The following is a 24,927-nucleotide window of genomic DNA, read 5'->3' on the forward strand; positions in this document are numbered from 1 at the left end:
GACAGTGAGGACGAGCGGATGGCAACGAAGATTTCCCGGCTGCGGCTGATCCTGGCAGGTGGCGTCGCGCTGACGGCGTTGGCCGCCTGTAACCCGAACGGGTTCGATCTGGACATGCGCGGCTATGGCAATGGCGGGCTCGACACGAGCGCCGCCGCCCGGCAGGCGGTGCAGGATCGCCCGCGCCCGAACGCGCAGGGCATCATCACCTACCCGAATTATCAGGTCGTCGTGGCGCGCCGCGGCGATACGGTCAATTCCGTCGCGCAGCGGATCGGCACCGATCCCGGCGCGCTGGCCCGTTATAACGCGGTCGCCCCCGATGCGGTGCTGAACGCGGGCGAAGTGCTCGCCCTGCCCAACAAGGTCGCGACCACGGGCGGCTCCGCGGCGCCGGGCAACTCCAGCGCGCTGACCTCTGAGACGATCGACATCACCTCGCTCGCCTCGAACGCGATCGACAAGGCGCAGGCGAACCAGCCCGCCAAATCGACCCCGGCCTCGGCCCCGGTCTCCACCAACAGCGCCGAGCCGATCCGCCACAAGGTCGCACGCGGCGAGACCGCCTATTCCATCGCGCGCTACTACTCGGTGCCGGTGAAGGCGCTGGCCGAATGGAACGGGCTGCCCAACGACCTGCGCGTGCGCGAAGGTCAGGTCCTGATCATCCCGGTCGCGTCGAACCGCCAACCCGCGAAGGTCGAGACCGCGACGGCCACGACCGCGCCGGGCACCGGCTCGCCGACCCCGGTGCCGCCCTCCGCGGCAGAGCCCCTGCCCGACAAGACGCCGCCGAAAGCCTCTGCGCCGGTCAAGACGCAGACCCCGGACATGAGCACCGATCGCACCAAGGCGTCGGACACGTCGAAGATGGCGATGCCGGTGCCGGGTTCGATCATCCGCCCCTACAAGAAGGGCTCGAACGACGGCGTGGATATCTCGGCTTCGGCCGGGACGGCGGTGAAAGCCGCCGAGAGCGGCACCGTGCTGCTGATCAGCCAGGACACCGACGACGTCGCCTTCCTCGCGATCAAGCATCCCGACAATCTGGTGACGGTCTATTACAACGTGACCGGCATCACGGTGAAGAAAGGCGCGAGCGTCAAGCGCGGCCAGACCATCGCCAAGGTCGCGTCCGGCGATCAGGGTTATCTGCATTTCGAGGTCCGCAAGGGGATCGATTCCGTCGATCCGATGCCCTACCTCAACTGACCTTTTGCGGCGGGCCGGAGATGTTCCGGCCCGCCCACGCGCCCTGCCCGCTCAGCCCGCGACAGGCGCAAGCAGCAGACAGCTCTCGCTGTTGAGCACCCCCGGAATTTCCCGAATATCGCGCAAGGCCCGGTCGAATTCGCCCAAGGTCTCGGCCCGGATTTCCGCCACCAGATCCCAGTTGCCATTGGTCGCGAAGACCGTCGTCACCTCCGGAATGCGATGCAGCGCCCGGATCACCGCGCGCGACATCTTGCCCTGCAACTCCACGAGCGTGATCGCGCGCACCTGCCCCTCGACATCCGTCTCGGTCTCGATGGTGAAGCGCCGGATCTGCCCCGAGGCGACCAGCGCCTCCAGCCGGGCGCGCGCGGTGGTCCGCGACACCCCCACCTGCAGCGCGAGATCGGTCATCGAGAGCCGCGCATCCGCGCGCAACGCGGCCATGATCGCGCGGTCCGTATCGTCGAGCTGCATTTCCCCTCCGTTTTGATCAACTGACTTATCAAACTGATCAAATTTAGTTCCGTTTTGCGCAAATTGACAAGCGAAACCTCTGCGCCATTTCGTCAGACTAAGACCAACAAGGGAGATCTCGATGACACGCACAGTTTCGATTCTGGGCGCGCCTATTCAAACTGGCGCTTCGCAACCCGGCTGCATCATGGGGCCGGCCAGTCTGCGCATCGCGGGGCTGGGCGACATCCTGACCGAACTGGGCTGGGAGGTGGATGATCTGGGCGACCTGTCGATCGCCCCGCAAGAGCCGGTGCCGCACAAGAACCCCGCGATCCACGATCTCGCAGAAACCCGTGCCTGGATCGAGACGCTCTCGCAGGCAGCGTTCGACGCCGCGCAGACCCATGACCGCCCGATCTTCATCGGCGGCGATCACGCGCTGGCCGCAGGCACGCTGAGCGGCCTCGCACGGCACGCGAAGACCCAAGATCGCCCCTTGTTCGTCCTGTGGCTCGATGCCCACCCGGACCTGCACACGCTGGAGACCACGACCAGCGGCAACCTCCACGGCACCCCGGTGGCCTATGTCACCGGACAGCCCGATTTCGAGGCCTTCCCGCCGCTGGAAGCCAGCATCGATCCGAAGAATTTCTGCATGATGGGCATCCGCTCGGTCGATCCGGCGGAGCGCGAACGCATCAAGCAGATCGGCTTGGAAGTCCATGACATGCGCGCCATCGACGAGACCGGCGTGCTGGCCCCGCTGCGCGCCTTCCTCGACCGCGTTCGCGAAGCCAACGGCCTGCTGCATGTCAGCTTCGACGTCGATTTCCTCGACCCCGGCATCGCGCCCGCCGTGGGCACGACCGTGCCGGGCGGCGCCACGTTCCGCGAGGCGCATCTGATCATGGAAGAGGTCGGCGACAGCGACCTCGTGACCTCGCTCGACATTGTCGAGCTCAACCCTTTCCTCGACGAACGCGGCCGCACGGCGAAACTGCTGTGCGACCTCGCCGCCAGCCTCTTTGGCCGCCGCGTTCTCGACCGCATGACACGGAGCTTTTGATGGATATGTCCCCTCTCGCCCCCTCCAAACTGGCCTTCGTGCCCTTCGTTTCCGTCGCCAACATGATGAAGCTGGTGAACGAGATCGGCCCCGAACAGGTGATGCGCGACCTTGCCGCCTATATCGAAGAGGATTTCCGCCGCTGGCCGGATTTCGACAAGACGCCGCGCGTGGCAAGCCATTCGGCGGAGGGCGTGATCGAGCTGATGCCGACCGCGGATGCCGAGAATTACGGCTTCAAATACGTCAACGGCCACCCCAAGAACGGCCGCACCGGGCACCAGACCGTGACGGCCTTTGGCGTGCTGTCTTCGGTCGCGACGGGCTATCCCCTGCTGATGACCGAGATGACGATGCTGACCGCGCTGCGCACCGCCGCCACCTCGGCGCTGGTGGGCAAATACCTTGCCCCGAAAGGCGCGACGGTCATGGGCATGATCGGCAATGGCGCGCAATGCGAGTTTCAGGCGCTGGCCTTCCGCGCGATCTGCGGGATCGACACGCTGCGGCTTTACGACATTGACCCGACGGCGACCGAGAAGGCCGCGAAGAACCTGACCGCACAAGGGTTTTCCGTCACCAAGTGCCGCTCCGCCGAGGAAGCCGTCGAGGGCGCGCAGGTCATCACCACCTGCACCGCCGACAAGCAATATGCGACGATCCTGACCGACAACATGGTCGGCTCCGGCATCCACATCAACGCGATCGGCGGCGACTGCCCCGGCAAGACCGAACTGCATCGCGACATCCTCACCCGCTCGGAGATCTTCGTCGAATACCCGCCGCAGACCCGCATCGAGGGCGAGATCCAGGCGCTCGACGAGGACCATCCGGTGACCGAGCTGTGGAAAGTCATGCGCGGCGAGGCCGAGGGCCGTCGCGACGCGAAACAGATCACGCTGTTCGATAGCGTGGGCTTCGCGATCGAGGATTTCAGCGCGCTGCGCTACATCCATGACCGCGTGAAGGGGGGCGAATACGCGCAGATGCTCGATCTTATGGCAGACCCCGACGATCCGCGCGATTTGTTCGGGATGCTGACGCGGGCGGGCTGAGCCCGCTTGCGCTTGGCGCGCGCGCGTGGCACCGAAAGCCAAACGCCCCTTTCAGACGAGTGCGCGACATGACCCATCAGACCCACCCCTATGCGGGCGACGGCAGCCATACCGGCAGCTACTACGCGGCTTCGGCCACCCCGGCACCTTTGCGCGCGGAACTGGTGGGCGAACAGGAGGCGGATATCTGCGTCGTGGGCGCAGGCTTCTCGGGTCTGTCCACCGCGCTGCATCTGGCGGAGAAGGGCTACAAAGTCACCGTCGTAGAAGGCGCACGCATCGGCTGGGGCGCCTCGGGCCGCAATGGCGGTCAGGTCGTGAACGGGCTGAACGCGAGCCTCGACGTGATCGAGAGCCGCTACGGGCAGGACACCGCGAATTTCGTCGCCGGCCTCGTGATGGAAGGCGGCGACATCATCCGCGAACGCGTCGCGACCTATGACATCCAATGTGACCTGAAGCCCGGCAACGTCTTCGTGGGGCTCACTGGTAAGCATATGCAGGAGCTGGAAGCGCGCTGGAAGCTCTGGCGCAGCTACGGCATCGAGAGCCAGGAGATGCTGAGCCGCGAGCAGATGCGCGAGCATGCGGCTTCCGACCTCTATGCGGGCGGCATGATCGACCATAAGGGCGGCCATCTGCATCCGCTGAACCTCGCACTTGGCGAAGCGGCGGCGGTCGAGAAACTCGGCGGCACGATCTACGAGATGTCGCCCGTGACCTCCGTCGATACCGAGGCCGCGCGCCCGGCCATCAAGACCTCGAAAGGCCAGATCACCGCGAAGACGCTGGTGCTGTGTGGTAACGCCTATCTCGGCCATGTCGTGCCCACGCTGGAGCGCCGTGTGATGCCCGTCTCGACACAGGTCATGGCGACCGAGCCGCTGGGCGAGGCGAAGGCGCACGCGCTGATGCCGTCCGATGTCTGCATCGAGGACGTGCGCTACATCCTCGACTATTACCGCATGTCCGCCGACAACCGCCTGCTGTTCGGCGGCGGCACGGTCTATGGCGGGGCGGACCCGAAAGACATCAAGGCGAAGCTCTGGAAGAACCTCGAGAAGGTCTTCCCGCAGCTCAAGGGCACCAAGATCGACTACGCATGGTCGGGCAATTTCGCGCTCTCCTTCAGCCGCGTGCCGCAGATGGGCCGGATCGGGCAGAACACCTATTTTGCGCATGGCTATTCCGGCCACGGCGTGACCGGCTCGCACACCTTCGGGCGCATCCTGTCCGAGGCGATCAACGGCGATCTGACCCGGTTCGATACGTTCGCGAAACTGCCGTGGATCCCGTTCCCCGGCGGGCGCACTTTCCGCGTGCCCTACTCGGTCGCGGGGTCGTGGTGGTACGCGCTGCGCGACCGGCTGGGGGTCTGAGCCCCCTCCCCGCGCCGCCAGTGATGCGGCGAGACGCGCTTAGAGCGCGACGCCGCGCCGCCCGGCCAGATCGGTGAAATACTGCCATGCCACGCGGCCCGAGCGCGCCCCGCGCGTGGCCTGCCATTCGATGGCCTCGGCGCGCAGGTCTTCGTCGGAAATCTCGACGCCGTAGCTGTCGCAATAGCCGCGGATCATCGTGAGATATTCGTCTTGGCTACAGGGGTGGAAGCCCAGCCACAGACCGAAACGATCCGACAGAGAGACCTTCTCCTCCACCGCCTCGGACGGGTTGATCGCGGTCGAGCGCTCGTTCTCGATCATGTCGCGCGGCATCAGGTGGCGCCGGTTCGACGTGGCATAGAGGATCACGTTCACGGGCCGCCCCTCGATCCCGCCATCCAGAACCGCTTTCAGCGATTTGTAATGCTGATCGTCATGGCTGAACGAGAGGTCATCGCAGAACAGGATGAAGCGCATCTCGGGCGCGTCGCGCAGATGCGCGAGCAGACGGCCGACGGAGGGAAGATCCTCGCGCGCAAGCTCCACCAGTTTCAGCGGCAGCCCCTCGGCCACCGCCGCCGCGTGGGCGGCTTTCACGAGCGAAGATTTCCCCATCCCGCGCGCACCCCAGAGAAGCGCATTGTTCGCCGCCGCCCCGCGCGCAAACTGCAGCGTGTTGGCCAGCAGCGTGTCGCGCGAGCGGTCGATGCCGTGCAGCAGGCTCAGATCGACGCGGTTCACCTGCGCCACGGGCTCCAGCCGATCCGGCGCGGTGTGCCAGATGAAGGCATCGGCAGAGGCGAAGTCCGGCGCGGGCTGCGGCGCGGGCGAGAGCCGCTCCAGCGCCGAGGCGATGCGGGTCAGCGCCGCGTCACTCATGCCTTGCCGTCCTTCTCGTCCGCGTCGTCATCGCCCTCTTCGTCCTCGTCATCGTCCCATTCGTCGGGGTCGATCCAGGTGCCTTCGGCGCGCATCCGGGCTTCACGGGTCTTCTCGATCCGTTTCACAAGCTGGATCGACACCTCATAGAGACCGTAGACCACCGTGAACAGGATGACCTGAGAGATCACATCCGGGGGCGTGGCGATCGCCGCCACCACGAGGATCGCGACCACGGCATATTTGCGCATGTTGCCGAGACCTTCGGAGGACACGAGCCCCGCCTTGCCCATCAGCGACAGCAGGACGGGCAGCTGGAAACAGATCCCGAAGGCCATTACGAACTTGATCGTCAGGTTGAGATATTCCTGCACCGAGCCCTGGAAGCCGATCGCGGCCATCTCGTTCGCGCCCGAAGTCGCGCCGATTTCGCCCTGCTGGAAGCCGAGGAAGAAGTTAAAGGCCAGCGGCAGGATGATGTAATAGGCAAACGCCGCGCCAAGGAAGAACATCATCGGCGAGGCGACCAGGAAGGGCAGGAACGCGTTCTTCTCGTTGCGATAGAGGCCCGGCGCCACGAACCGCCACATCTGATAGGCGATGATCGGGAAAGCCAGGGCGAAACCGCCGAGGAAGGAGATGTTGATCGCGACGAAGAAGCCTTCCTGCAGTTTGATCAGGTAGAGGCCGCATTGCTCGCCGCGCGATTCCAGTGCCGAGCAGACCGGGCGGGTCAGGAAGTTGAAGATCGGGTTCCAGACCGTGTAGCAGACCACCATCGCGACGATGAAGGCCCCCAGCGAATAGAGGATGCGCGTGCGCAGTTCGGCAAGGTGCTCGATCAGCGGGGCCGAGCTTTCCTCGATCTCGTTATTGTCGCTCATGCGTCACCCTTCTTCGCGGCGGGTTTCTTCGCCGCCGTCTTCTTGGCCGCCGGTTTGGCACCGGTTTTCGCGGCGGGTTTACTGCTCGACTTGGTTGCCGGCTTGGCGCTGGATTTCGCTGCGGTCGAAGTGCCCGTCTTGGTGCCAGTCGTCTTGGCGCCAGTCTTGGCTGCGGTCTTCGGCGCGGCTTTCTTCGCAGCGGGCTTGGCCGCCGGCTTGCTTGCCGTTTTGGTTGTCTCGGGTTTGGCCGTCTCGGCCGGGCTCGCCTCGGGGTGGGCGGCCTCGGGCTTGGGCGGCTCCGCCTCGGGATCGGGCTTGAGCGAGGTCTTTCCGCTCTCGGACCGGCCCGGCTCCCATTTCTCGAACGCATCGGTCGCTTTTTCCAGCGCGTCGAGCCCGAGCGATTTCTTGGACGCCAGCGATTTCAGATCGCGCACGGAGCCCGCAGCTTCATCGAGCCCGGTATCCTTCGCCGCATCTTCCATCGCCCGCGAAAACTCGCGCCCCATCGCCTTGGCCTTCGCAGTGATGCGGCCAAGCTGGTGGAACATCTTGGGCAGGTCTTTCGGTCCCACCACGATCAGCGCCACGACGCCGATCAGCAGAAGCTCGCTCCAACCGATGTCTAACATGAGTGCTCAGGCCTCCGGCCGATTGAGGACGCAAAGGCAAACGGGCCACGGCCCGCAAACCCCGAATGCGATCAGGCTCAGGCCTTGTCTTTTTCTTTCTGGACTTCGTCAGCCGGGGTCACGTCACGTGCCTCGTCGACGGTGCCGTCCTCGATTTCTTTCGAGCCGTCGCTCACGCCTTTCTTGAAGGCGGTGATGCCTTTGCCGACTTCACCCATGAGCGAGGAAATCTTGCCGCGGCCAAAAAGAACCAGAACCACGACGGCGATCAGAAGAAGGCCGGGAAGGCCGATATTGTTGAGCATTGTTGTCTCTCCTCTGGTCACGGGCCCGCCGCCCGCGCCTTATGTCGGTCCCGAGTTTTAGGATCATGCGGGCCTCAATCCTAGAGCGATTCCGCCCAAACGGGGCTTTGAGGGGCAGATTACTGACAGTTCATTGTCAGTTGCCCTCCCTCGCGTTACCCTTCTGGCGACCCGACGGGAGAGCCCCATGACCCGCGACGAGCGGCTGCAACAGATCATCGCCATCCTGCGCGACGGCAAGATGCATCGCGCCAGCGACCTGGCCGAGCGGCTGGGCGTTTCCGCCCGCACGATCTGGCGCGACATGGCGGAAATCTCGGCCTATGGGGTGCCTGTCGAGGGCGAGCGCGGCGTGGGCTACATCCTGCGCCGGGCCGTGGGGCTGCCGCCTCTGGTACTGACCCGCGAGGAGCTTGCGGCACTCGATCACCTGCTCGATCTGGCCGAGGCAGTCGACGATCCGCGCCTAGCCGGAGGGGCCGCGAGCCTCGCCGCGAAGATCCGCGCCGCCCTTCCCTCTCCACCCGCCGAAGCCTCTCCCGAAGACGCCGGGGAAGGGCTGGCGGGGGGCCCGGGATCACGCTAGGCTCGCCCGCGAAACTTGGAAGGGATGCCCTTACGTGATCGGTGCCGAATACATCACTGCTTTCGTGACGCTTTTCGTCATCATCGACCCGATCGGGCTGGCCCCGGTCTTCATCGCGCTGACGCTGGGCGAAAGCCATCGCGCGCGTCTGCGCATCGCCTTCCGCGCGCTCATCATCGCCGCCGTGCTGCTGACGCTGTTCGGCATCTTCGGCGACAAGATCCTTGCCGGGATCGGCATCTCCATGCCCGCCTTCCGCATTGCGGGCGGGGTCCTTTTGTTCCTCACCGCGCTCGACATGCTGTTCGAACGCCGCACCAAGCGCCGCGAGGCGCAGGGCGAAGAACACGAGGCCGATCCCGAGACCGACCCTTCCGTCTTCCCGCTGGCGACGCCGCTGCTGGCCGGACCCGGCGCGATGGCCACGATGATCCTGCTGGCAGGGCGCGAGGGCGGCGACTGGCTGCATGTCGTGGCTATCATCGCCATGATGCTTCTGGTGCTGGGCTGCGTCCTCGTGATGTTCCTGCTCGCCACCCCGATCGAGCGCGCGCTGGGGCGCACCGGCACGATGGTCGTCACCCGGCTTCTGGGGATGCTGCTGGCCGCGCTGGCGATCCAGTTCATCCTCGACGGGCTGCACGGTGCGGGGCTGATGGGCGGCGTCCCGACGAACTGAGGCAATCCGCCCTCTGGGAAAGTCACCTGAGCGGACCTATCTGAAAGAGATCGGTAGGGGTAACGAGGATCATGGTGGAGACGATCATCAGCGAAAACTGGGGACGGCTGGTCTATCTGAGCCTCCTGCTCGTCGCCGTGGGCGGGTATTTCGTGCTGGAGATCCGACGCCGCCCCGGTCGCACCATGCAACAGGCCGCGATCTGGGGGCTGATCTTTCTGGGCACGCTCGCCGCGGTCGGGCTTTGGACCGATATCCAGCGGCAAGTGACGATCCCCGATCAGGCGGTGATGCGCGATGGCCGGATCGAGGTGCCGCAAGCGCCCGATGGGCATTACTACCTCACCGCCGAGGTCAACGGCACGCCGATCCGCTTCGTCGTCGATACCGGCGCGAGCCAGATCGTGCTGACCCAGCGCGCCGCCGAGCGCGCGGGCATCAACACCTCCGATCTCGCCTATATCGGGCAGGCGCGCACCGCCAATGGCATCGTCGCGACCGCGCCGGTACGGCTGGAGCGCTTCGATCTGGGGCCGATCCACGACAGCAACCTGCGCGCCGTGGTCAATCGCGGCTCGATGGATACCTCGCTTCTGGGCATGACCTATCTCACCCGCTTCGCGAAGGTGGAGTTCGCGCGCGGCACGCTGATCCTCGAACGCTGAGCGGGCGCGGCCCGCAATCGTCGTGATCCTGCCTTTTTCGTGCCTCAATCTTTGCCGAGGCTCCGAGGGCGCCAGCCGCTCAGGCCGCGCCACTCAGGCTTCGCTACGAGGAAAACACGCATGGTTGCTTTCGACACTTTTGCTCTCGCGATCATCACCGTCGCAGCCATTCGCGAAGCCTATCTCCGCCTGCGCCCGATGATGCGCTCCGCCGAAGCAGAGCGCGGCTAAGCTAGCCTTTCACCAGAACCGCGAGATCGGCCACATTCGTGCCGGTCGCCCCCGTCATCAGCAGCGCATCGGCCGCCTGCAGGACGTGATAGCTGTCGTTGCGCGCAAGCGCCGCATCGCAATCGACGCCAGCCGCCCGCGCCGCCGCGCAGGTCTCCGGCCCCACCAGACCGCCCGCCGCATCCGTCGGCCCGTCACGGCCATCGGTGCCGCCCGAGAGGAAGCGCCACGCGCCCTCGATCCCGGCCGCCTCTGCCGCGCAAGCCACCCGCAGAGCGAGTTCCTGATTGCGCCCGCCGCGCCCGTCGCCCTTGATCGTCACGGTGGTCTCCCCGCCCATGACCAAAGCGCCTGCGGGCATATCGCGCATCAGAGCCACGATCTGCGGCGCAAGATCGGCCACGTCCCCGTCGAGCGCGAAGGGTGCCGCCTCGGCGCCTGCCGAGACCATCGCCGCGACCGACAGCCCGTTCGCCCCGATCAGGCGATTGCGGGCAGCGGGCAGCGCGGGTTCGACGCCGGAGGCTTCCAGATGCGCCTGCACAGGGGCGGGCAAAGCCTCCCATATCCCAAGATCACGACAGAGCTGCGCTGCCTCGGCCCGCGTGCCGATCGGCTCGACTGTGGGACCAGAGGCGATCACGCGCAGATCGTCACCCGGAACATCGGACAGGATCAGCCCCGTCACCGGGGCCGCGCTGGCAAGCAGCCAGCCGCCGCCCTTGAGCTGGGAAAGTTGCTGGCGGATCAGGTTCATCTGCGTGATATCCGCCCCGCAGCCGAGCAGCAGGCGGCTGACTTCGGCCTTGTCCGACAGGCTCAGCCCCTCGGCAGGCGCCACCGCCAGCGCGGAGCCACCGCCGGAAATCAGCGCCAGAACGCGATCCTCCGGCCCACAGCCCTGCAGGCACTCCAGAATCGCGCGCCCTGCCCGCTCGCTGCCCTCTCCCGGCACGGGGTGGTCGCCCGCGATCAGCGTGACGCCCGCGCGCGGCGAGGCCGCTTCGGCATTCTCAGGATTGGTCACGACAAGCGCCTGCGCCTCCGCGGGCAGAGCGTCCAGCGCAGCCGCAGTCATCGCCAGCGCCGCCTTGCCGAGCGCGACCACCTGCCAGCGCCCGCCCGGCCCCGGCGGGTTGTCCGTCGCCCAGCCCATCGCGCGGGTCACCCCCGCTGCCGGGTCGGCCGTCTTCACTCCGATGTCGAACAATTCGCGCGCGCGTGCTTCAAGATCCATTCCTGCCCCCTTCGCTTTGGTCCAGATAGCCCCGGGGGGAGGCGGGCTGCAAGCCCGGCGGGGAAAGCCCCCGACACAGGCACCCAAACGAAATGACGCCCGCGGGGAGCGCGGGCGTCGAAACACGATCAGGCGGAAGGCCCCTGACGGTTTAAGTGAGCGGGGACCGAAGCCCCCGCCCGGGGAGGGTGTTAGCCACCTTGGCTCTCGATGTAGGCGAGCACCGCCTTGACGTCTTCGGGGTCTTTCAGGCCAGCGAAGGACATCCGGTTCTTCGGAATGTAGCCCTTCGGATCGGCGAGATACTCCTCGACCGTCTGCTCGGTCCAAACCAGACCGTCTTCGCCGTGCTGGGTCATCGACTTCGAGTATTTGAAGCCGTCGACCGTACCGGCCTGACGCCCGATCAGCCCGTTGAGCACGGGACCGACGCGGTTCTTCGCGTCTTCGCCGACCTGGTGGCAGGCCTTACACTTCTTGAAGACCTTCTCGCCAGCTGCGACCAGCTCGGGGTCAGCCGAGAGGCTTTCCGCCGGCGCGGCCTCTGCCTTGGCTTCCTCCGCAGCCGCCGGAGCGTCCTGCGCCGGAGCTTCGGCAGTGTCGGTTTCGGCCGCAGTATCGGCAGCCGCCGTGTCTTCGCCGTTGCCCTCATCGGGGGTCACGTCGAGAACGGTCGCCTTCTTGGTGATCTGCACGTCGGTCTTACAGTCGCTCATGCAAGCGGCTTCCGAGAACTTCGGCACTTCGACCTCATCGCGGTTATCCACGATGAACCCATCTGCGTTCGGCATCTCCACGTCGAGGAAGTTATCCTTCGTGAGGACGAAATCGTCATCCACGAGATAGTTCGAGTAGAGGATGTAGGCGACGATGGCATAGGTCTCGTCGACGGTCATCGTCTGCGCGTTGCCGAACGGCATCGAGCGGTGCGCATAGTCCCAGACGGTGGACAGGTAGGGCCAGTAGGAACCGACGGTCTTCACCGGGTCCTTGTCGGCCAGCGTTCCATCGCCCCCGGCCAGTTTCGGCCAGTTGTCGACGCCCTCGGCGAAGTCGCCGTGGCACGCCGCGCAGTTGTCGGCAAAGATTTTCTCGCCATCGGCAACCGAGCCCGAACCTTCGGGAAGGTTCTTGCCATCGGGGAAGACCTCGACGGTCCAGGCGTTGATTTCCTCGGGCAGCGCTTCGCGACCCAGACCGTATTTCTCGGCCAGGGCGGGCGTCGCGACGAGCGGAGCGGCCAGAAGCGTGGCCAGCAGCAGATTACGACGACACTTCGACATTCTCGGACTCCCCGTTTTCCTTGACCCACCAGGTCTGGATACCGTTGTTGTGATAGACCGAATTCTCGCCACGGATCGCGCGGAGCGCGTCCTTGGTCGGCTGAACGTAGCCGGTGGAATCGGTAGCGCGGGACTGAAGGAGCATCTCCGAACCGTCCCAGTCGATCTCGAGGTAGAAGCGCGAGACCGCCTTGTCGGTGCCCGGCTCGGCCAGACGGGCTTCCTGCCAGTTCGCACCGCCATCGATCGACACGTCGACCTTGGTGATGTGACCGCGACCCGACCAGGCCATGCCGGTGATGACCAGCGGGCCCTTGCCGTGCTTGATCGGCATCTGCGGGCTGGGCGAGGTGACGACCGATTTGGCGTCCATGACCCAGGTCCACTTGCGCGACGTGCCATCGGCGAGCGTGTCGGTGTATTTCGAGGTTTCTTCGCGCGACTGCACGGCCTCGTCGGTGACTTCGAGGCGACGGAGCCACTTCACCCACATGTTGCCTTCCCAGCCCGGAACCACGAGGCGCACCGGATAGCCGTGCTCCTTGCGCAGCGCCTCGCCGTTGGCCTTGATGGCCACGAGACAGTCGTCGAGCGCCTTCTCCAGCGGGATCGAGCGGCCGTTCGAGGACGCGTCGGCGCCTTCGGCATAGACCCACTTGTCCTTGATCTGGTCGCCGAGATTGGTGATCCCCGCTTCTTCGAGCAGCGTCCGCAGCGGGATGCCCGAATATTGCATGTTGTGGATCATGCCTTGGGTGAACTGCGCACCGTTGAGCTGTGCACCAGCCCATTCCATGCCCGAGTTCGCCGCACATTCGAGGAAGTAGGTGCGGTTCTCACGCGGGAAACGCTCCAGATCCTCGTAGGTGAAGACCAGCGGCTTATCGACGAGGCCGTTGATCATCAGGCGGTAGTCTTCCTTCTTCAGCTCGATCGCGCCCGAGTGGTGACGCTCGAAAGCGCAGCCGGTGGGGGTGATCGTGCCGTCGAGGGCGTGGATCGGCGTGAAGTTGATCGACGAAATCGTGTCCGCCGTCAGCCAGCCGACATTGCGGCGGATGACGTCATCTTCGAATTCGATCGGCAGGCCGTAGGGGGTCGCATCGACCCCGTCGCCCCAGCCCGAAGCCCATGACTGAACTTCGGTGATCAACGGATCGGGTTGAGTTTGCGCGCGCGCGGCACCAGCACCTGCGGCCATCGCACCGACCGCAGCCCCTGCGCGGAGGAACCCGCGGCGGCTGAGGGCGGCATTGGCGGCCGGGTTGCCCTGGCGTTCCTTGTCGTCCATGTGTTTTCCTCCAGTCTCTAACCCCCTGCGGGGCGCAATCATCGACGGGCGGGACCGGCTTAAATGCCGGTCACGACCACCGAGTCATTCGGTTTCAAGTCAACGGTTTTGATCTTGCGCAGGTGATCGGCGATCACGTCCCAGATCTGCGGCCCTTCGGTGCCTTCGTTGACCGAGGCCCAGCCCGTCACGACGTAGTTGCGTGCCGGGTCGATATCGGAGCCGTCCTTCAAGAGCGTCATGTTGGAAATCCGCTCGCCGATCGGCTTCGAAACGTCGATGTGGTAGCCCATGCCACCCACTCGAACCATGTCCCCGCCCTGCTGGTAGTAGGGGTCGGTGTTGAAGATGTTGTCGGCCACGTCTTCGAGAATGGTCTTGATCAGCTCGCCCGTCATCTCGGTGCGATAGTTCTCGCCATAGGTCATCGAAGTGGCGTTGAGCACGTCTTCCATAGTGATCTTCTGCCCCGGGATCAGCGACGGCCCCCAGCGCACGCCCGGGCTCATCGCGATCTCGGCGTCCTGCTCGGACAGCATCGCTTCGCAGATCAGGTCGTCCCAGGTGCCGTTGAAGTTGCCGCGGCGGTAGAGCAGCGAGTTAGTCTCGCCCACGACTTCCTCGAGCTCGGCCTTGTAGGGCTCGCGATGGCCCATGATGACGTCGGTCATCTCTTTGTCGGGCTCGATCACGTCGGAGAAGACCGGGATCAGCTTGTGGCGGAAGCCCATCATCTTGCCGTCGCGCACGTCGAGATCGACGCGGGAGACGAATTTGCCGTTCGAGCCCGAGGCGATCAGGATCGTCTCGCCCACGAGGACCGGCTCCGGAATAGCGTCATGGGTGTGACCGGTGAGGATCACGTCGATGCCCTTCACGCGGCTCGCCATCTTGTGGTCCACGTCGAAGCCGTTATGCGACAGGCAGACGACCAGATCGACGCCCTTCGCACGGACCTCGTCGACCATCGCCTGCATACGCTCTTCGCGGATACCGAAGGAATAGTCGGGGAACATCCAGCCGGGGTTGGCGATCGGCATATAGGGGAAGGCCTGACCGATGACCGCGATCTGCGTGCCGTTGCGCTCGAAGATCTTGTAGGGCTCGTAGGCGGGCTCGTCCCACTCCGCGTCGAAGATGTTCGCGCCGAGGAAGGGGAAGGGAAGGCCGTCGACGATCTCGTTCACGCGGTCCTGGCCATAGGTCCATTCCCAGTGCGAGGTCATCGCCTCGACGCCGAGCTTGTTCATGACGTCGACCATGTTCTGGCCCTTGGTCTTCAGCGCGACCATCGAGCCATGCCAGGTGTCGCCGCCATCGAGCAGCAGAGCTTCGGGACGCTCGGCCTTGATCGCTTTCACGATCGTCGCCACGCGGTCCATGCCGCCCATCTTGCCGTAGGACTTCGCGAGATCGGTGAAGTTCTCGTAGGTCAGCGCATAGGCGTCGGGGCTGTTCGGCTCGATGTTGAACATCTTGAGGAAGTCCGCGCCGGTGACATGCGGCGGACGGCCCTTGGCCTCCCCCACGCCGAGGTTGATTTCCGGCTCGCGGAAATAGATCGGCATCGCTTGCGCGTGGATGTCGGTGATGTGGATCAGCGTCACGTTGCCCAGCGGTTCGAACTGCAGGAGCTGGTCCTGAGTCAGCGACTGCTGTGCCATGGCGCGCGACCAGCGCGACAGGCCCGAAGCACCGAGGATAGTCGAGGCGGCCAAGCTCGCCTGAAGAAATTCCCGCCGGGAAATCATGCGATGTGTCTCCTTCTTCTCACCGGGCCCGTGCGCCCGGCGGTCGTTTCATTCGGGTAAATTGACAAACAAATTCAGACAGATATTAAAAATTGAATATGTTGAAACGAAACGCGCGGGACAGGGAGGCCCCTGCCCCGCGCATCAAGTCAAAGGTCAGGGACGGACGCCGCCGCCCTCGATGTCGAGACCCAGGCCGCGCGAGGCGACGTAGAGCTCAAGATTGCGGAACTCGTCCGAACCCGGGCTATAGGTTTCCGCGCGCGTGTCGCGGATACAGCCCTTGAAGCGGTTGTGGATCGAAACCACGCCCGCGTTCTTCAGACGGTAGGTCGGGAAGCCCTGGATCTGGCCCTGGCTGAGGTGGTCAGCGCGGATGTAGTTGCCGTAGTTCTCTTCGTGGCACGACGCGCAGGACAGCTCGAGCTGACCGTAGCGGGTGTAGTACATCTCCTTGCCCTTCTCCCAGAAAGGCTTGGCGTCGCCATCGATCTTGACCGCGACCGGCATACCACGCGACTCGACCGCGATTGCGGCGGTCATGTTCTTCATCGAACCGCTGTCCCAGCCCCAGGCTTCGGCGCCCATGCGGTTGGTGCGGCAGTCGTTGATGAAATCTTCCATCGACCACAGCTTGCCGGCTTCGTTCAGCTTCGGCATCTCGGCGCGGACGCCTTTCATGCCTTCGCTGATATCGCCGTGGCAATCCGCGCAGGATTTGCCCTCGGAACCGTCAGCGGTCGACCAGGCTTCCTGGCCTTGCTCGGCAAAGATCATGATCGGGTTGTCGAAGTCGTCCTGTTCCATCGCGCGGGTCTCATCCGTACGGAAGAGCCAGCCGGAATAGACCTCGTCGAGGTGCCCTTCGAGGTGAGGGGCGGCGGGCGCCTTCACCGTGATCGGGGTGTCGCCGTTGATGACGAGCTCGTCATCCGCCATTTCGGCGTGCAGCGCCGCAGTGCTGAGCGCGAAGGCTGCAGTGGCGGCAAGGATGGTGCGGCTGGTGCGCAACGTCATATTCTGTGTCCTCCCTGGGTGTGCCCCGCGCCCATCGATCTCCCCAAACAGGCGCGGTTCTCTGTTTTTGGTGAGGCGGCGCGCTCCCTCACGCGCCGCTAGCCTTAACGGCCGATCAGCTCACTTCGATCTTTTTGCTGTCTTCGTAGGTCGAGCCGTCGTCATCGTACCAGGTGAACTTGAACTCACCGGATTCCGGGACTTTCGCCTCGAACTCGATATAGGGATTGGTCGAGATCGCCGGCTCGAGAGTCACGTCGACGACGTTCTCACCGTTGAAGTCGCAGGTGAAGCGATTGATGATCTCGCGCGGGATGACGTTGCCGTCTTTATCCTTGCGCTGGCCCGATTCCATCGGGTGCGAGATCAGGGTTTTGATGGTGATCGTGTCACCGGCCGAAGCGGTTTTCGGCACTTTTACGCGGGGTCTCACGCCTTTCATGGTCTTGTCTCCTCAGATACCGAATTTAGCCGCCGCAGCCGCCGATGGTGACCTTCACGGTCGATTTCGCCTGGACGAAGCTACCGTCCGCCATCTTGGCGACAGCGATCACGTCCTGAGTCTTCGAGAGGCGAATGCGGGTCGAAGCCATCTGCGAGCCAGCCATCGGACCGAACTTGAAGGTCACGACGTCGGGCGTCGGGTTGCCGGTCGCGAAGACCGCGATCTCGGTTGCGCCGGGCGCATCCACGGAGATCGGAACGGTGTTCCCGTTCTCGGCGATTTCCGGCGCGGTCAGGGTGACGCCGTCACCCATTGCGGCTTCAGCGCCACCGGTGAACTTCGCGATCGCGTCAGCGCCGGTATCGGCCAGCGCGGGCAGCGGCAGCATGGAAGCGGCAACACCGCCCATCGCCAGCGCCAGCGCGTCACGTCTGGTCATGGTCATTTTGTATCTTCTCCTCTCGGGTTTGTCGTTCAGAGGGTCACTCGTCCTTGAGGGTCATCAAGAAAGCGACCACATCCTCAACCTGTTGTGCATTCAAAATCGGCGGCAGATCGGCAGGCGCAGCCTTGCCGGTGTAACCATCGCCGGGGCGAATGAAGGGACCGGTTTTATACATCGCCGGCATTACCGTGCCCTCGAACGTGTGCTTGGCATCGACGACGATGCCGCGCAGCTGCGACTCGTCCCAGCGGTCACCGGCACCGTTCAGTTCCGGGCCGACATTGCCTTGGAACGACGCGTCGAGCGCCGAGACCTTATGGCAGGCCACGCAGTTGCCCAGCGACTTGGTCGCCGCGACTTCTGCGCCTTTAGCTGCATCGCCCGGCTGGCCGGTCAGCGACTCGGCCACCGCGCCCACATCGGTGAATTTGACATCCATCGGCGCGGTTTCTGCGATCGCGGCGCTGGCTGCGAAGGTGACGGCCATTGCGGCCCACGCAACGTGGCGTTTCATAGAAGTCCTCCCAAATTCTCTCCCTGACTCACTTTTAAGCGAGCGCGCTACAGTGGTGCAATGGATAAATTCAAAAAATCGCATATTTTCCAATATGTTCACTCGGATATATCGAAGCATACAGCCGTATACCCAAGATTTTTTTAGCAAAATCAGAAACATTCGCGGGCGCAGCACGAATGCTGCACTGGCAAGCAAACGATCACGACTCTGTCAGAATCACCGAGAGAGCGCTCACTTCGCCATAACTTTCTCGGCAACGTACTTCTGAAAGTTCTGTCCGCTCTCATAGCCGTGAGTCTTTACCCACTCGAACAGAGCCATCGTCGTGCCCTTCCCGAAAGCCCCCGGCATCTGCGCCACGGCCTGCTTGTTGGCGGGCTGGTCGGTGGCTTCCTCGGGGAAGAACATCATGGTCGGCGTGAACATCACGCCCCACTTCATCGCCATCTCTTTTTCGGGCAAAGCCTCGCCGTCGAAATCGGTCACTTCGACATCGCCGAAGAGGTTCATCTGCACGACGTAGTAGTTGTCGGTGATGTATTGCGCGATCTCGGGGTCGGAGAAGACCTCCTCATGCATCTTCTTGCAGTAGATGCAGCCGCGCTGCTCCCAGATGACCATGAAGCGCTTGCCCTCGTCATTGGCGGTGGCGAGATCGTCCGACATGTCCTTGAACGTGTCGTGGAACCACGGCTCCTTGTGCAGCCCGTCATCGCCCATCTCGGCCGCATGGACCGGCAGGGCCAGCATCGCGGCGGTGAAAGCGGCAGTCAGAAAATGACGCATGATCGTTCTCCCTAGAAACAGACGGTCAGCCGAGACTCCCACTCGGCATGACGTCGATCAGAAACTCACCAATGTAGCGCAGCCCCCCGGTCACGATGAGAACCGCGAACAGGATCAGCATAACCCCCATCGCCTTCTCGACATAGCCGAGCTTCGCGCGATGCTTCGCCATGAAGGCGAGGAAAGGCCGCGTGAAGAAGGCCGCGATGATGAAAGGCAAGGTCATCCCGATCCCATAGGCAAAGAGCAGCAGCCCGCCTTTGGAGATATCCCCCATGCCCGACGCCACCATCAGGATCGCCGCAAGCGCGGGGCCGACACAGGGCGTCCAGCCGAAGCCGAACGCGAGCCCCATCACATAGGCGCCGAGGAAGGTCGTGGGATCGGTCTTCGCCTCCATCCGCGCCTCGCGATAGAGAAACGGGATGCGGATCACGCCGAGGAAATGCAGACCGAAGACCAGCAGGATCGCCGCGGCCACCCAGCTCAGCGGCCCCATCCATTCGCGGAATGCAGCCCCCAGCGCGGTCGCCCCCATCCCCATCAGCACGAAAATCGTGGTCACGCCCAGCGCAAAGGCCACCGAAGAGGCCACCATGCGCGCCTGCGCGCCCGGCGCGATCTTGCCGTCGCCACGCAGCTCGGACATCGACAGCCCGGCCATATAGGACAGGTAGAATGGCACCATCGGCAGAATGCACGGCGTCAGAAAAGACAGCAGGCCAGCAAAAAACGCCCCGCCATAGGTAATATCGATCGGCACTGTTTCCTCCCTCGTGACGCGCCCTAGCCTATATGGCCTCGGTCTCCCAACCGTCCTTGAAGGGGCCCGTCAAACACATTACGATCTTTATATGTAAAAAGGGGTCCGTCAATGTTCCGCATTGTGTGGCATACGATTTCGATGACTGCGGCGCTGGCGATCACGCTGGGCGCGACGGGCGATGTCGCGCGCGCCGATACCGCATCGCAAGCCGCCGACACGACGGTCGCCGCCACCTCCGAGGCCGAGACCAGCGAGGCGATAGCCGACAGCGAATTCCGGCTCCTGATGGTCGAGCAGGTCGGCTGCATCTATTGCCGGATGTGGAACAACGACCTTGCGCCTATCTATCCGAAGACGCCCGAGGGCAAGACTGCGCCGCTGCAGCGGGTCGATCTGCACAAACCCTTCCCCGATGACATCACGATCACCGGGGGCAAACCGCTTTTCACACCGACCTTCATCCTGCTGCAGGACGGGGTCGAAGTCGCCCGCATCGAAGGCTATGCGAGCGAAGATTTCTTCTGGGGCCTGCTCGATCAGGCCCTGAAAAAGAATGGCGCGACATATCAGACCCCATCGAACTGAGGTTTGACCTGCGCGCTTTTGTCTCGCTTTTGGCGGGTTTTTGCGCTCTCGGGCTTTGTTCCAGCGAATCGACATGCTAAAGCCTGAGTCATTCGATCAATACGGTCGCACTCTGTGCGGCTTCCAAGGAAGGACGATGCGGTGCGGCATCTGGTGCCTGACGGTCATGCCGAAAAGCTTGCCTCTGCCACGGCCGAGTCGAGATGTTCCCGCATGGATGCAGAAGAGCTACTCGATCGCGCGCAAGACGCCTCCAACCTCATGAAGGCGCTCGCCCATGAGGGGCGGCTGATGATTCTGTGCCATCTGAGTTCGGGCGAGAAATCGGTGACCGAGCTGGAAAACCTGCTGGAATCGCGCCAGGCCGCGGTGAGCCAGCAATTGGCGCGGCTGCGTCTCGAGGGGCTCGTCAGCGCACGCCGCGAAGGCAAGGCGATCTACTACACGCTCTCGGATCCGCGTGCGCGTCGCCTCGTCGAGACGATTTACGAGATGTTCTGCGCCACCGACTGAACGCGGTGCGCCATCAGACCGGACGCTGGGTGATCCGGGAGGGAGAAGGGCAATGGAACAGATTCCGATGGGTGCCTTGGCAGCCATGGTCGGGGCGATCGGCGGCATCATTCTCGGCCTCGCCGCGCGCCTTGGCGATTTCTGCACCCTCGGCGCGCTCGAAAGCGCGGCCTATGGCGACGACCAGAGACGCCTGCGTCTCTGGGGGATCGTGCTGGGCGTGGCGATCACCGGCGCCTTCGTGGCCGAGGCCCTGGGCTATGCGGACATCACCCGCAGCTTCTATCACACGATCAAATGGTCGCCGCTCGCCTCGATCGTGGGCGGGCTCGTCTTCGGCTATGGCATGGCGCTCGCCGGCAATTGCGGCTTCGGTGCGCTGGTGCGTTTCGGCGGCGGCGATCTGCGCGCGATGGTCGTGGTCGTGGTGATGGGCATCTTCGCCTTCGTGACGCTGTCCGGCCCCCTCGCCCATCTGCGCCTTCTGATCTTCGACCAGCAGGCCGCCGATACTCCGCAGGGCATCGCGCATTGGCTCTCGGCGCGGACCGGGCTGTCGCCCTTGGTCTTCGCCCTGCCCGTCGCCGCCGGCTTCCTTGCCTGGGCGCTGAGCTATCAGCCGCTGCGCGCGGACAAACGCCGCCTCGCCTGGGGCGTGGCCGCGGGTCTCGCGGTGGTCTGGTGCTACGTCGGCACCTCCTATCTCTTCACCGAGAGCATGGGCGAAACCGGCGTCGAGGCGCCGTCCTTCACCGCACCGCTCGGGCGCACGATCCTCTATTTCATGACCTCCACGGCAGGCGGCCTCACCTTCTCCGTGGGTCTCGTCGCAGGCGTGCTGGGCGGGGCCTTCCTCGGCTCGGCCATTCGCGGCCTCTTCAAATGGGAAGCCTGCGAAGATCCGCGCGAACTGGGCCGTCAGGTCAGCGGCGCGGCCCTGATGGGTATCGGCGGCACGATCGCGGTCGGCTGCTCGATCGGCCAGGGGGTGAGCGCGATGGCCGTGCTCTCCTTCTCCGCACCGGTCACGCTGGCCTCGATCGTGATCGGCGGGCTGATCGGCCTGCGCCAGTTGATCCACGGCTTCCAGCCTGAGTAAAGCCGGGCCGCGCAAATCGGCCCATTTTCGGCTTGGCTAAAATATCCCGGGGGTGAGGCGCGGACGCGCCGAGGGTGCAGCGCCCCCTCTCCTTCAACCTCTTCCCGCACAACGCTTGCGAATCTGATCCGGGTTTCCTATATCGCCCCTCGAGAGGTTGGCGCGGGCGAGCGCCTCGCCAACCCGGTCAGGTCCGGAAGGAAGCAGCCGCAACGAGCCCCGCTTGGGTCGCTGTCCAGCCTCTCACCCTACCCCTACAAACTCGCTTGTGTTTTCCCGCCGCGTCACCATGCCCGGTTGTGAGATGACATCATCACGTTAAGCTTCCCGTCAAAAGGGAGGTTTCACCATGTTTCGTTTCGCTCTGGCCGCTCTGGCCATTCTTCCTGTGCCGCTCTTCGCGGGCACGCTCAAAACCGTCGAAGTCGCGCCGAACACCTACGCGATCGAGGGCCCCTTCGGGCAGCGCGATGCCGAGAACCTCGGCAATAACGCGACCTTCGGGCTGATCGTCACCGATGAGGGCGCGGTGCTCGTCGATGCGGGCGGCACCTATAAGGGGGCGGCGGCGCTCGACGAAGTGATCGGCACCCTCACCGACCAGCCGGTGAAATATGTGATCGACACCGGCGGGCAGGATCACCGCTGGCTCGGCAATGGCTACTGGAAAGAGCATGACGCCGAGATCATCACCTCGGAAGATGCGCTCGCTGACCAGAAGGCCCGCGCGTCGCTGGAGTTGACGATGCTGGATGCGCTGGTCGGCAACGAGGCGCTCGCAGGCACAGACCCCGTCTATGCCGACACGACCTTCGACGAGAGCTACACGCTCACCCTCGGCGGGCGCGAGATCGAGATCACCCATCCCGGCCCCGCCCACACGCCCGGCGACAGCTTCGTCTGGCTGCCAGCGGAGAAAGTGATGTTCACCGGCGATATCGTCTTCGTGGGCCGTATTCTCGGCGTGCTCGACATGTCCTCCTCGATCGGCTGGGTCGAGGCCTTCGAGGCGATGGCCGCCTATGAGCCCGCCCATGTCGTTCCGGGCCACGGCCCCGCCACCGATCTCGCTACCGCGACCCGCGACACCTACGATTATCTGACCAATCTGCGCAGCCAGATGGCCGATTATATCGACGAGGGCGGCGACATCATCGGCTCGGTCAATGTCGACCAGTCACAGTTCGAATATCTCGAGGATTTCGACACGCTCGCCAAACGCAACGCGCAGGCGGTGTTCAGCCAGATGGAATGGGAATGAGCCGGGTGGACGCCGACGCCCCGGGGGCCTAGTCTGACGGCTGCCTATGACACCGGAGCTTCGATGACCGACACCCAATATCAGGTTCTCGCCCGCAAGTACCGTCCCGAGACCTTCGCCGACCTGATCGGACAGGCGCCGATGGTGCGCACCCTCAAGAATGCCTTCGCGGCCGACCGGATCGCGCAGGCTTTCATCATGACGGGGATTCGCGGCACCGGGAAAACCACCACGGCGCGGATCATCGCCAAAGGGCTCAACTGTATCGGCCCCGACGGCAACGGCACCCCCACGACCGACCCGTGCGGCGAGTGCGAGCATTGCCGCGCGATCATGGAAGGCCGCCATGTCGACGTGATGGAGATGGACGCCGCCTCGCGCACCGGTGTGGGCGACATCCGCGAGATCATCGAGAGCGTGCATTACCGGGCGGCCTCGGCACGCTACAAGGTCTACATCATCGATGAGGTTCACATGCTGTCGACGAGCGCTTTCAACGCGCTCCTGAAGACGCTCGAGGAACCGCCCGCCCATGTGAAGTTCATCTTCGCGACCACCGAAATCCGCAAGGTGCCCGTCACCGTGCTCTCGCGCTGCCAGCGCTTCGACCTGCGCCGGATCGAGCCCGAGGAAATGATCGCGCTGCTGCGCCGGATCGCCGATGCGGAAGGCGCCGAGATCGCCGACGATGCGCTCGCGCTGATCACCCGCGCCGCCGAAGGGTCCGCCCGCGATGCGACCTCGCTGCTCGATCAGGCGATCGCGCATGGCGCAGGCGAGACCACCGCGGAACAGGTCCGCGCGATGCTGGGTCTGGCCGACCGCGCCCGCGTGCTCGATCTCTTCGACATGATCCTGCACGGTCAGGCCGCCGAGGCGCTGACCGAACTTGCCGCGCAATATGCCGATGGCGCCGATCCGATGGCGATCATGCGCGATCTGGCCGAGATCACGCATTGGGTCTCCGTCATCAAGGTCACGCCCGAAGCCGCCGAAGACCCGACCGTCCCCCCCGAGGAACGCAATCGCGGTCAGGAAATGGCGGCCGCGCTGCCGATGCGGGTGCTCTCGCGGCTCTGGCAGATGCTGCTCAAAGCGCTCGAGGAAGTCGCGAGCGCGCCCAATGCGATGATGGCGACCGAGATGGCCGTGATCCGCATGACCCATGTCGCCGACCTGCCCGACCCGGAAACGCTGATCAAGAAGATCCAGCAGGGCAACACCCAGACCCAGGCCGCAGGCCGGGGCCCCGCGCCCTCGACCGGGCCGGTGCATGGCGCAACCCTGCGCGCCCGGCGTGCCGGTGGTGGGGCCGTGGCTGCGGCGGCCCCTGCCCCGCAGCACGATCCGATGGCCGACGCGCTCGCCCGTTTCGCGAGCTTCGACGACGTGGTCGACCTGATCGCCCGAATGCGCGACATGACCCTGCTGCTGGAGGTCGAGAGCAATCTGCGCCTCGTGAATTACCGCCCCGGTCGGATCGAGTTCGAGCCGACCCCGCAGGCCTCGCGCGATCTCGCGGCGACGCTATCGGCACGGCTGCAGGGCTGGACCGGCGCGCGCTGGGGCGTCTCGGTCGTCTCCGAAGGCGGCGCGCCCACGATTGCCGAGGTGAAGGCCGAGGAAATGGCGAAGGCCGAAGCCGAGGCGATGAAGAACCCGCTGGTGGCGGAGATCTTCGCCCGCTTCCCCGGCGCGAAGATCGAAATCCTGCCCGAGGAAGATACCGCCGCGATCGAGGCCGAGGCGCTGGCCGAGGTCGAAGACGAATGGGACCCCTTCGAGGAAGGCTGAGCCACGCCAAGGGCGGCCCGGCGCAATCGCACGCGCCGCCCTGCCGCGCCGTTTTCCCGCCTTGTCCCTTGTCCCTTCGCGCAGCGATGCGTATCTCTCACT

At 64.6% G+C, this 24,927-nt stretch carries 27 protein-coding genes and 1 other RNA gene; 13 read left to right on the top strand and 15 right to left on the bottom strand.

The window, feature by feature from the left end; genetic code table 11:
- The first annotated feature begins 18 nt into the window (after positions 1–18).
- Positions 19–1,212: a LysM peptidoglycan-binding domain-containing protein gene (locus AC2TZ7_RS16060; RefSeq protein ID WP_489864987.1), complete on the top strand. Its 1,194-nt coding sequence runs from the start codon at positions 19–21 to the stop codon at positions 1,210–1,212.
- A 51-nt stretch (positions 1,213–1,263) separates the two neighbouring features.
- On the opposite strand, the gene AC2TZ7_RS16065 is transcribed toward AC2TZ7_RS16060, so the two are convergent.
- Positions 1,264–1,689, bottom strand: coding sequence for an Lrp/AsnC family transcriptional regulator (locus AC2TZ7_RS16065; protein ID WP_078520136.1), 426 nt, complete (start codon positions 1,687–1,689; stop codon positions 1,264–1,266).
- 121 nt (positions 1,690–1,810) lie between these two features.
- On the opposite strand from AC2TZ7_RS16065, the gene rocF reads away from it, so the two are divergent.
- The 3 genes from rocF (at position 1,811) to AC2TZ7_RS16080 (ending at position 5,171) form a co-directional block, all read left to right on the top strand.
- A complete protein-coding gene (gene rocF, locus AC2TZ7_RS16070) occupies positions 1,811–2,737 on the top strand; it encodes an arginase (protein ID WP_489864988.1) in 927 nt (308 codons plus the stop codon).
- 5 nt (positions 2,738–2,742) lie between these two features.
- Positions 2,743–3,792, top strand: coding sequence for an ornithine cyclodeaminase (ocd, locus tag AC2TZ7_RS16075; RefSeq protein ID WP_489866831.1), 1,050 nt, complete (start codon positions 2,743–2,745; stop codon positions 3,790–3,792).
- 68 nt (positions 3,793–3,860) lie between these two features.
- Entirely contained in the window at positions 3,861–5,171 is a 1,311-nt protein-coding gene (locus tag AC2TZ7_RS16080; protein ID WP_489864989.1) for an NAD(P)/FAD-dependent oxidoreductase, read from the top strand.
- 39 nt (positions 5,172–5,210) lie between these two features.
- On the opposite strand, the gene AC2TZ7_RS16085 is transcribed toward AC2TZ7_RS16080, so the two are convergent.
- The 4 genes from AC2TZ7_RS16085 to AC2TZ7_RS16100 all read right to left on the bottom strand — a co-directional run bounded on the left by AC2TZ7_RS16085 (position 5,211) and on the right by AC2TZ7_RS16100 (position 7,874).
- Positions 5,211–6,053 carry an ATP-binding protein gene (locus AC2TZ7_RS16085; RefSeq protein WP_489864990.1) on the bottom strand — a complete coding sequence of 281 codons (843 nt, stop codon included), beginning with the start codon at positions 6,051–6,053 and terminating at the stop codon, positions 5,211–5,213.
- Positions 6,050–6,937 carry a twin-arginine translocase subunit TatC gene (gene tatC / locus AC2TZ7_RS16090; protein ID WP_489864991.1) on the bottom strand — a complete coding sequence of 296 codons (888 nt, stop codon included), beginning with the start codon at positions 6,935–6,937 and terminating at the stop codon, positions 6,050–6,052. Before tatC ends, AC2TZ7_RS16085 begins: the two co-directional genes overlap by 4 nt.
- The gene (gene tatB / locus AC2TZ7_RS16095; protein WP_489864992.1) at positions 6,934–7,569 is read right to left on the bottom strand and encodes a Sec-independent protein translocase protein TatB; all 636 of its coding nucleotides are present in this window, start codon (positions 7,567–7,569) and stop codon (positions 6,934–6,936) included. The genes tatC and tatB overlap by 4 nt, the downstream gene beginning before the upstream one ends.
- Positions 7,570–7,646: 77 nt before the next feature.
- Positions 7,647–7,874 carry a twin-arginine translocase TatA/TatE family subunit gene (locus tag AC2TZ7_RS16100; protein WP_078520142.1) on the bottom strand — a complete coding sequence of 76 codons (228 nt, stop codon included), beginning with the start codon at positions 7,872–7,874 and terminating at the stop codon, positions 7,647–7,649.
- A gap of 187 nt (positions 7,875–8,061) precedes the next feature.
- On the opposite strand from AC2TZ7_RS16100, the gene AC2TZ7_RS16105 reads away from it, so the two are divergent.
- The 3 genes from AC2TZ7_RS16105 (at position 8,062) to AC2TZ7_RS16115 (ending at position 9,804) form a co-directional block, all read left to right on the top strand.
- A complete protein-coding gene (locus tag AC2TZ7_RS16105) occupies positions 8,062–8,460 on the top strand; it encodes a helix-turn-helix transcriptional regulator (RefSeq protein WP_489864993.1) in 399 nt (132 codons plus the stop codon).
- Positions 8,461–8,494: 34 nt separating this feature from the next.
- Complete coding sequence (locus AC2TZ7_RS16110; RefSeq protein ID WP_489864994.1) at positions 8,495–9,139, top strand: MarC family protein; 645 nt, start codon at positions 8,495–8,497, stop codon at positions 9,137–9,139.
- Positions 9,140–9,210: 71 nt separating this feature from the next.
- Positions 9,211–9,804, top strand: a complete 594-nt coding sequence (locus AC2TZ7_RS16115) for a retropepsin-like aspartic protease family protein (RefSeq protein WP_098411534.1) — start codon at positions 9,211–9,213, stop codon at positions 9,802–9,804.
- Between the two features lie 232 nt (positions 9,805–10,036).
- On the opposite strand, the gene AC2TZ7_RS16120 is transcribed toward AC2TZ7_RS16115, so the two are convergent.
- The 10 genes from AC2TZ7_RS16120 to AC2TZ7_RS16165 all read right to left on the bottom strand — a co-directional run bounded on the left by AC2TZ7_RS16120 (position 10,037) and on the right by AC2TZ7_RS16165 (position 19,570).
- Complete coding sequence (locus AC2TZ7_RS16120; protein ID WP_489864995.1) at positions 10,037–11,272, bottom strand: glycerate kinase type-2 family protein; 1,236 nt, start codon at positions 11,270–11,272, stop codon at positions 10,037–10,039.
- A 191-nt stretch (positions 11,273–11,463) separates the two neighbouring features.
- Positions 11,464–12,555 carry a c-type cytochrome gene (locus AC2TZ7_RS16125; protein ID WP_489864996.1) on the bottom strand — a complete coding sequence of 364 codons (1,092 nt, stop codon included), beginning with the start codon at positions 12,553–12,555 and terminating at the stop codon, positions 11,464–11,466.
- On the bottom strand, positions 12,536–13,846 hold the full coding sequence (gene soxC / locus AC2TZ7_RS16130) for a sulfite dehydrogenase (RefSeq protein ID WP_098411537.1): 1,311 nt from the start codon (positions 13,844–13,846) through the stop codon (positions 12,536–12,538). Before soxC ends, AC2TZ7_RS16125 begins: the two co-directional genes overlap by 20 nt.
- 59 nt (positions 13,847–13,905) lie before the next feature.
- Positions 13,906–15,597, bottom strand: coding sequence for a thiosulfohydrolase SoxB (gene soxB / locus AC2TZ7_RS16135; protein ID WP_489864997.1), 1,692 nt, complete (start codon positions 15,595–15,597; stop codon positions 13,906–13,908).
- Between the two features lie 156 nt (positions 15,598–15,753).
- A complete protein-coding gene (soxA, locus tag AC2TZ7_RS16140) occupies positions 15,754–16,614 on the bottom strand; it encodes a sulfur oxidation c-type cytochrome SoxA (protein WP_489864998.1) in 861 nt (286 codons plus the stop codon).
- A gap of 115 nt (positions 16,615–16,729) precedes the next feature.
- The gene (gene soxZ, locus AC2TZ7_RS16145) at positions 16,730–17,056 is read right to left on the bottom strand and encodes a thiosulfate oxidation carrier complex protein SoxZ (RefSeq protein WP_098411540.1); all 327 of its coding nucleotides are present in this window, start codon (positions 17,054–17,056) and stop codon (positions 16,730–16,732) included.
- Between the two features lie 25 nt (positions 17,057–17,081).
- Positions 17,082–17,504, bottom strand: coding sequence for a thiosulfate oxidation carrier protein SoxY (gene soxY, locus AC2TZ7_RS16150; RefSeq protein WP_134330801.1), 423 nt, complete (start codon positions 17,502–17,504; stop codon positions 17,082–17,084).
- Between the two features lie 37 nt (positions 17,505–17,541).
- On the bottom strand, positions 17,542–18,018 hold the full coding sequence (soxX, locus tag AC2TZ7_RS16155) for a sulfur oxidation c-type cytochrome SoxX (RefSeq protein WP_078571954.1): 477 nt from the start codon (positions 18,016–18,018) through the stop codon (positions 17,542–17,544).
- A 234-nt stretch (positions 18,019–18,252) separates the two neighbouring features.
- Complete coding sequence (locus tag AC2TZ7_RS16160; protein ID WP_078571956.1) at positions 18,253–18,807, bottom strand: thioredoxin family protein; 555 nt, start codon at positions 18,805–18,807, stop codon at positions 18,253–18,255.
- Between the two features lie 25 nt (positions 18,808–18,832).
- Positions 18,833–19,570 carry a cytochrome c biogenesis CcdA family protein gene (locus AC2TZ7_RS16165; RefSeq protein WP_232621622.1) on the bottom strand — a complete coding sequence of 246 codons (738 nt, stop codon included), beginning with the start codon at positions 19,568–19,570 and terminating at the stop codon, positions 18,833–18,835.
- A 111-nt stretch (positions 19,571–19,681) separates the two neighbouring features.
- Between AC2TZ7_RS16165 and AC2TZ7_RS16170 the strand changes: the two genes are divergently transcribed.
- The 6 genes from AC2TZ7_RS16170 (at position 19,682) to AC2TZ7_RS16195 (ending at position 24,825) form a co-directional block, all read left to right on the top strand.
- Positions 19,682–20,158, top strand: a complete 477-nt coding sequence (locus tag AC2TZ7_RS16170; protein ID WP_489864999.1) for a thioredoxin fold domain-containing protein — start codon at positions 19,682–19,684, stop codon at positions 20,156–20,158.
- A 213-nt stretch (positions 20,159–20,371) separates the two neighbouring features.
- Entirely contained in the window at positions 20,372–20,671 is a 300-nt protein-coding gene (locus tag AC2TZ7_RS16175; RefSeq protein WP_098411544.1) for an ArsR/SmtB family transcription factor, read from the top strand.
- A 52-nt stretch (positions 20,672–20,723) separates the two neighbouring features.
- On the top strand, positions 20,724–21,770 hold the full coding sequence (locus AC2TZ7_RS16180) for a YeeE/YedE family protein (protein ID WP_489865000.1): 1,047 nt from the start codon (positions 20,724–20,726) through the stop codon (positions 21,768–21,770).
- 151 nt (positions 21,771–21,921) lie between these two features.
- Positions 21,922–22,018: signal recognition particle sRNA small type (gene ffs / locus AC2TZ7_RS16185), an RNA gene on the top strand.
- Between the two features lie 101 nt (positions 22,019–22,119).
- On the top strand, positions 22,120–23,031 hold the full coding sequence (locus AC2TZ7_RS16190) for an MBL fold metallo-hydrolase (protein ID WP_489865001.1): 912 nt from the start codon (positions 22,120–22,122) through the stop codon (positions 23,029–23,031).
- A 63-nt stretch (positions 23,032–23,094) separates the two neighbouring features.
- The gene (locus tag AC2TZ7_RS16195; protein WP_134330795.1) at positions 23,095–24,825 is read left to right on the top strand and encodes a DNA polymerase III subunit gamma/tau; all 1,731 of its coding nucleotides are present in this window, start codon (positions 23,095–23,097) and stop codon (positions 24,823–24,825) included.
- Positions 24,826–24,927: the final 102 nt, after the last annotated feature.

Source organism: Thioclava sp. ISO4, from assembly GCF_058105145.1.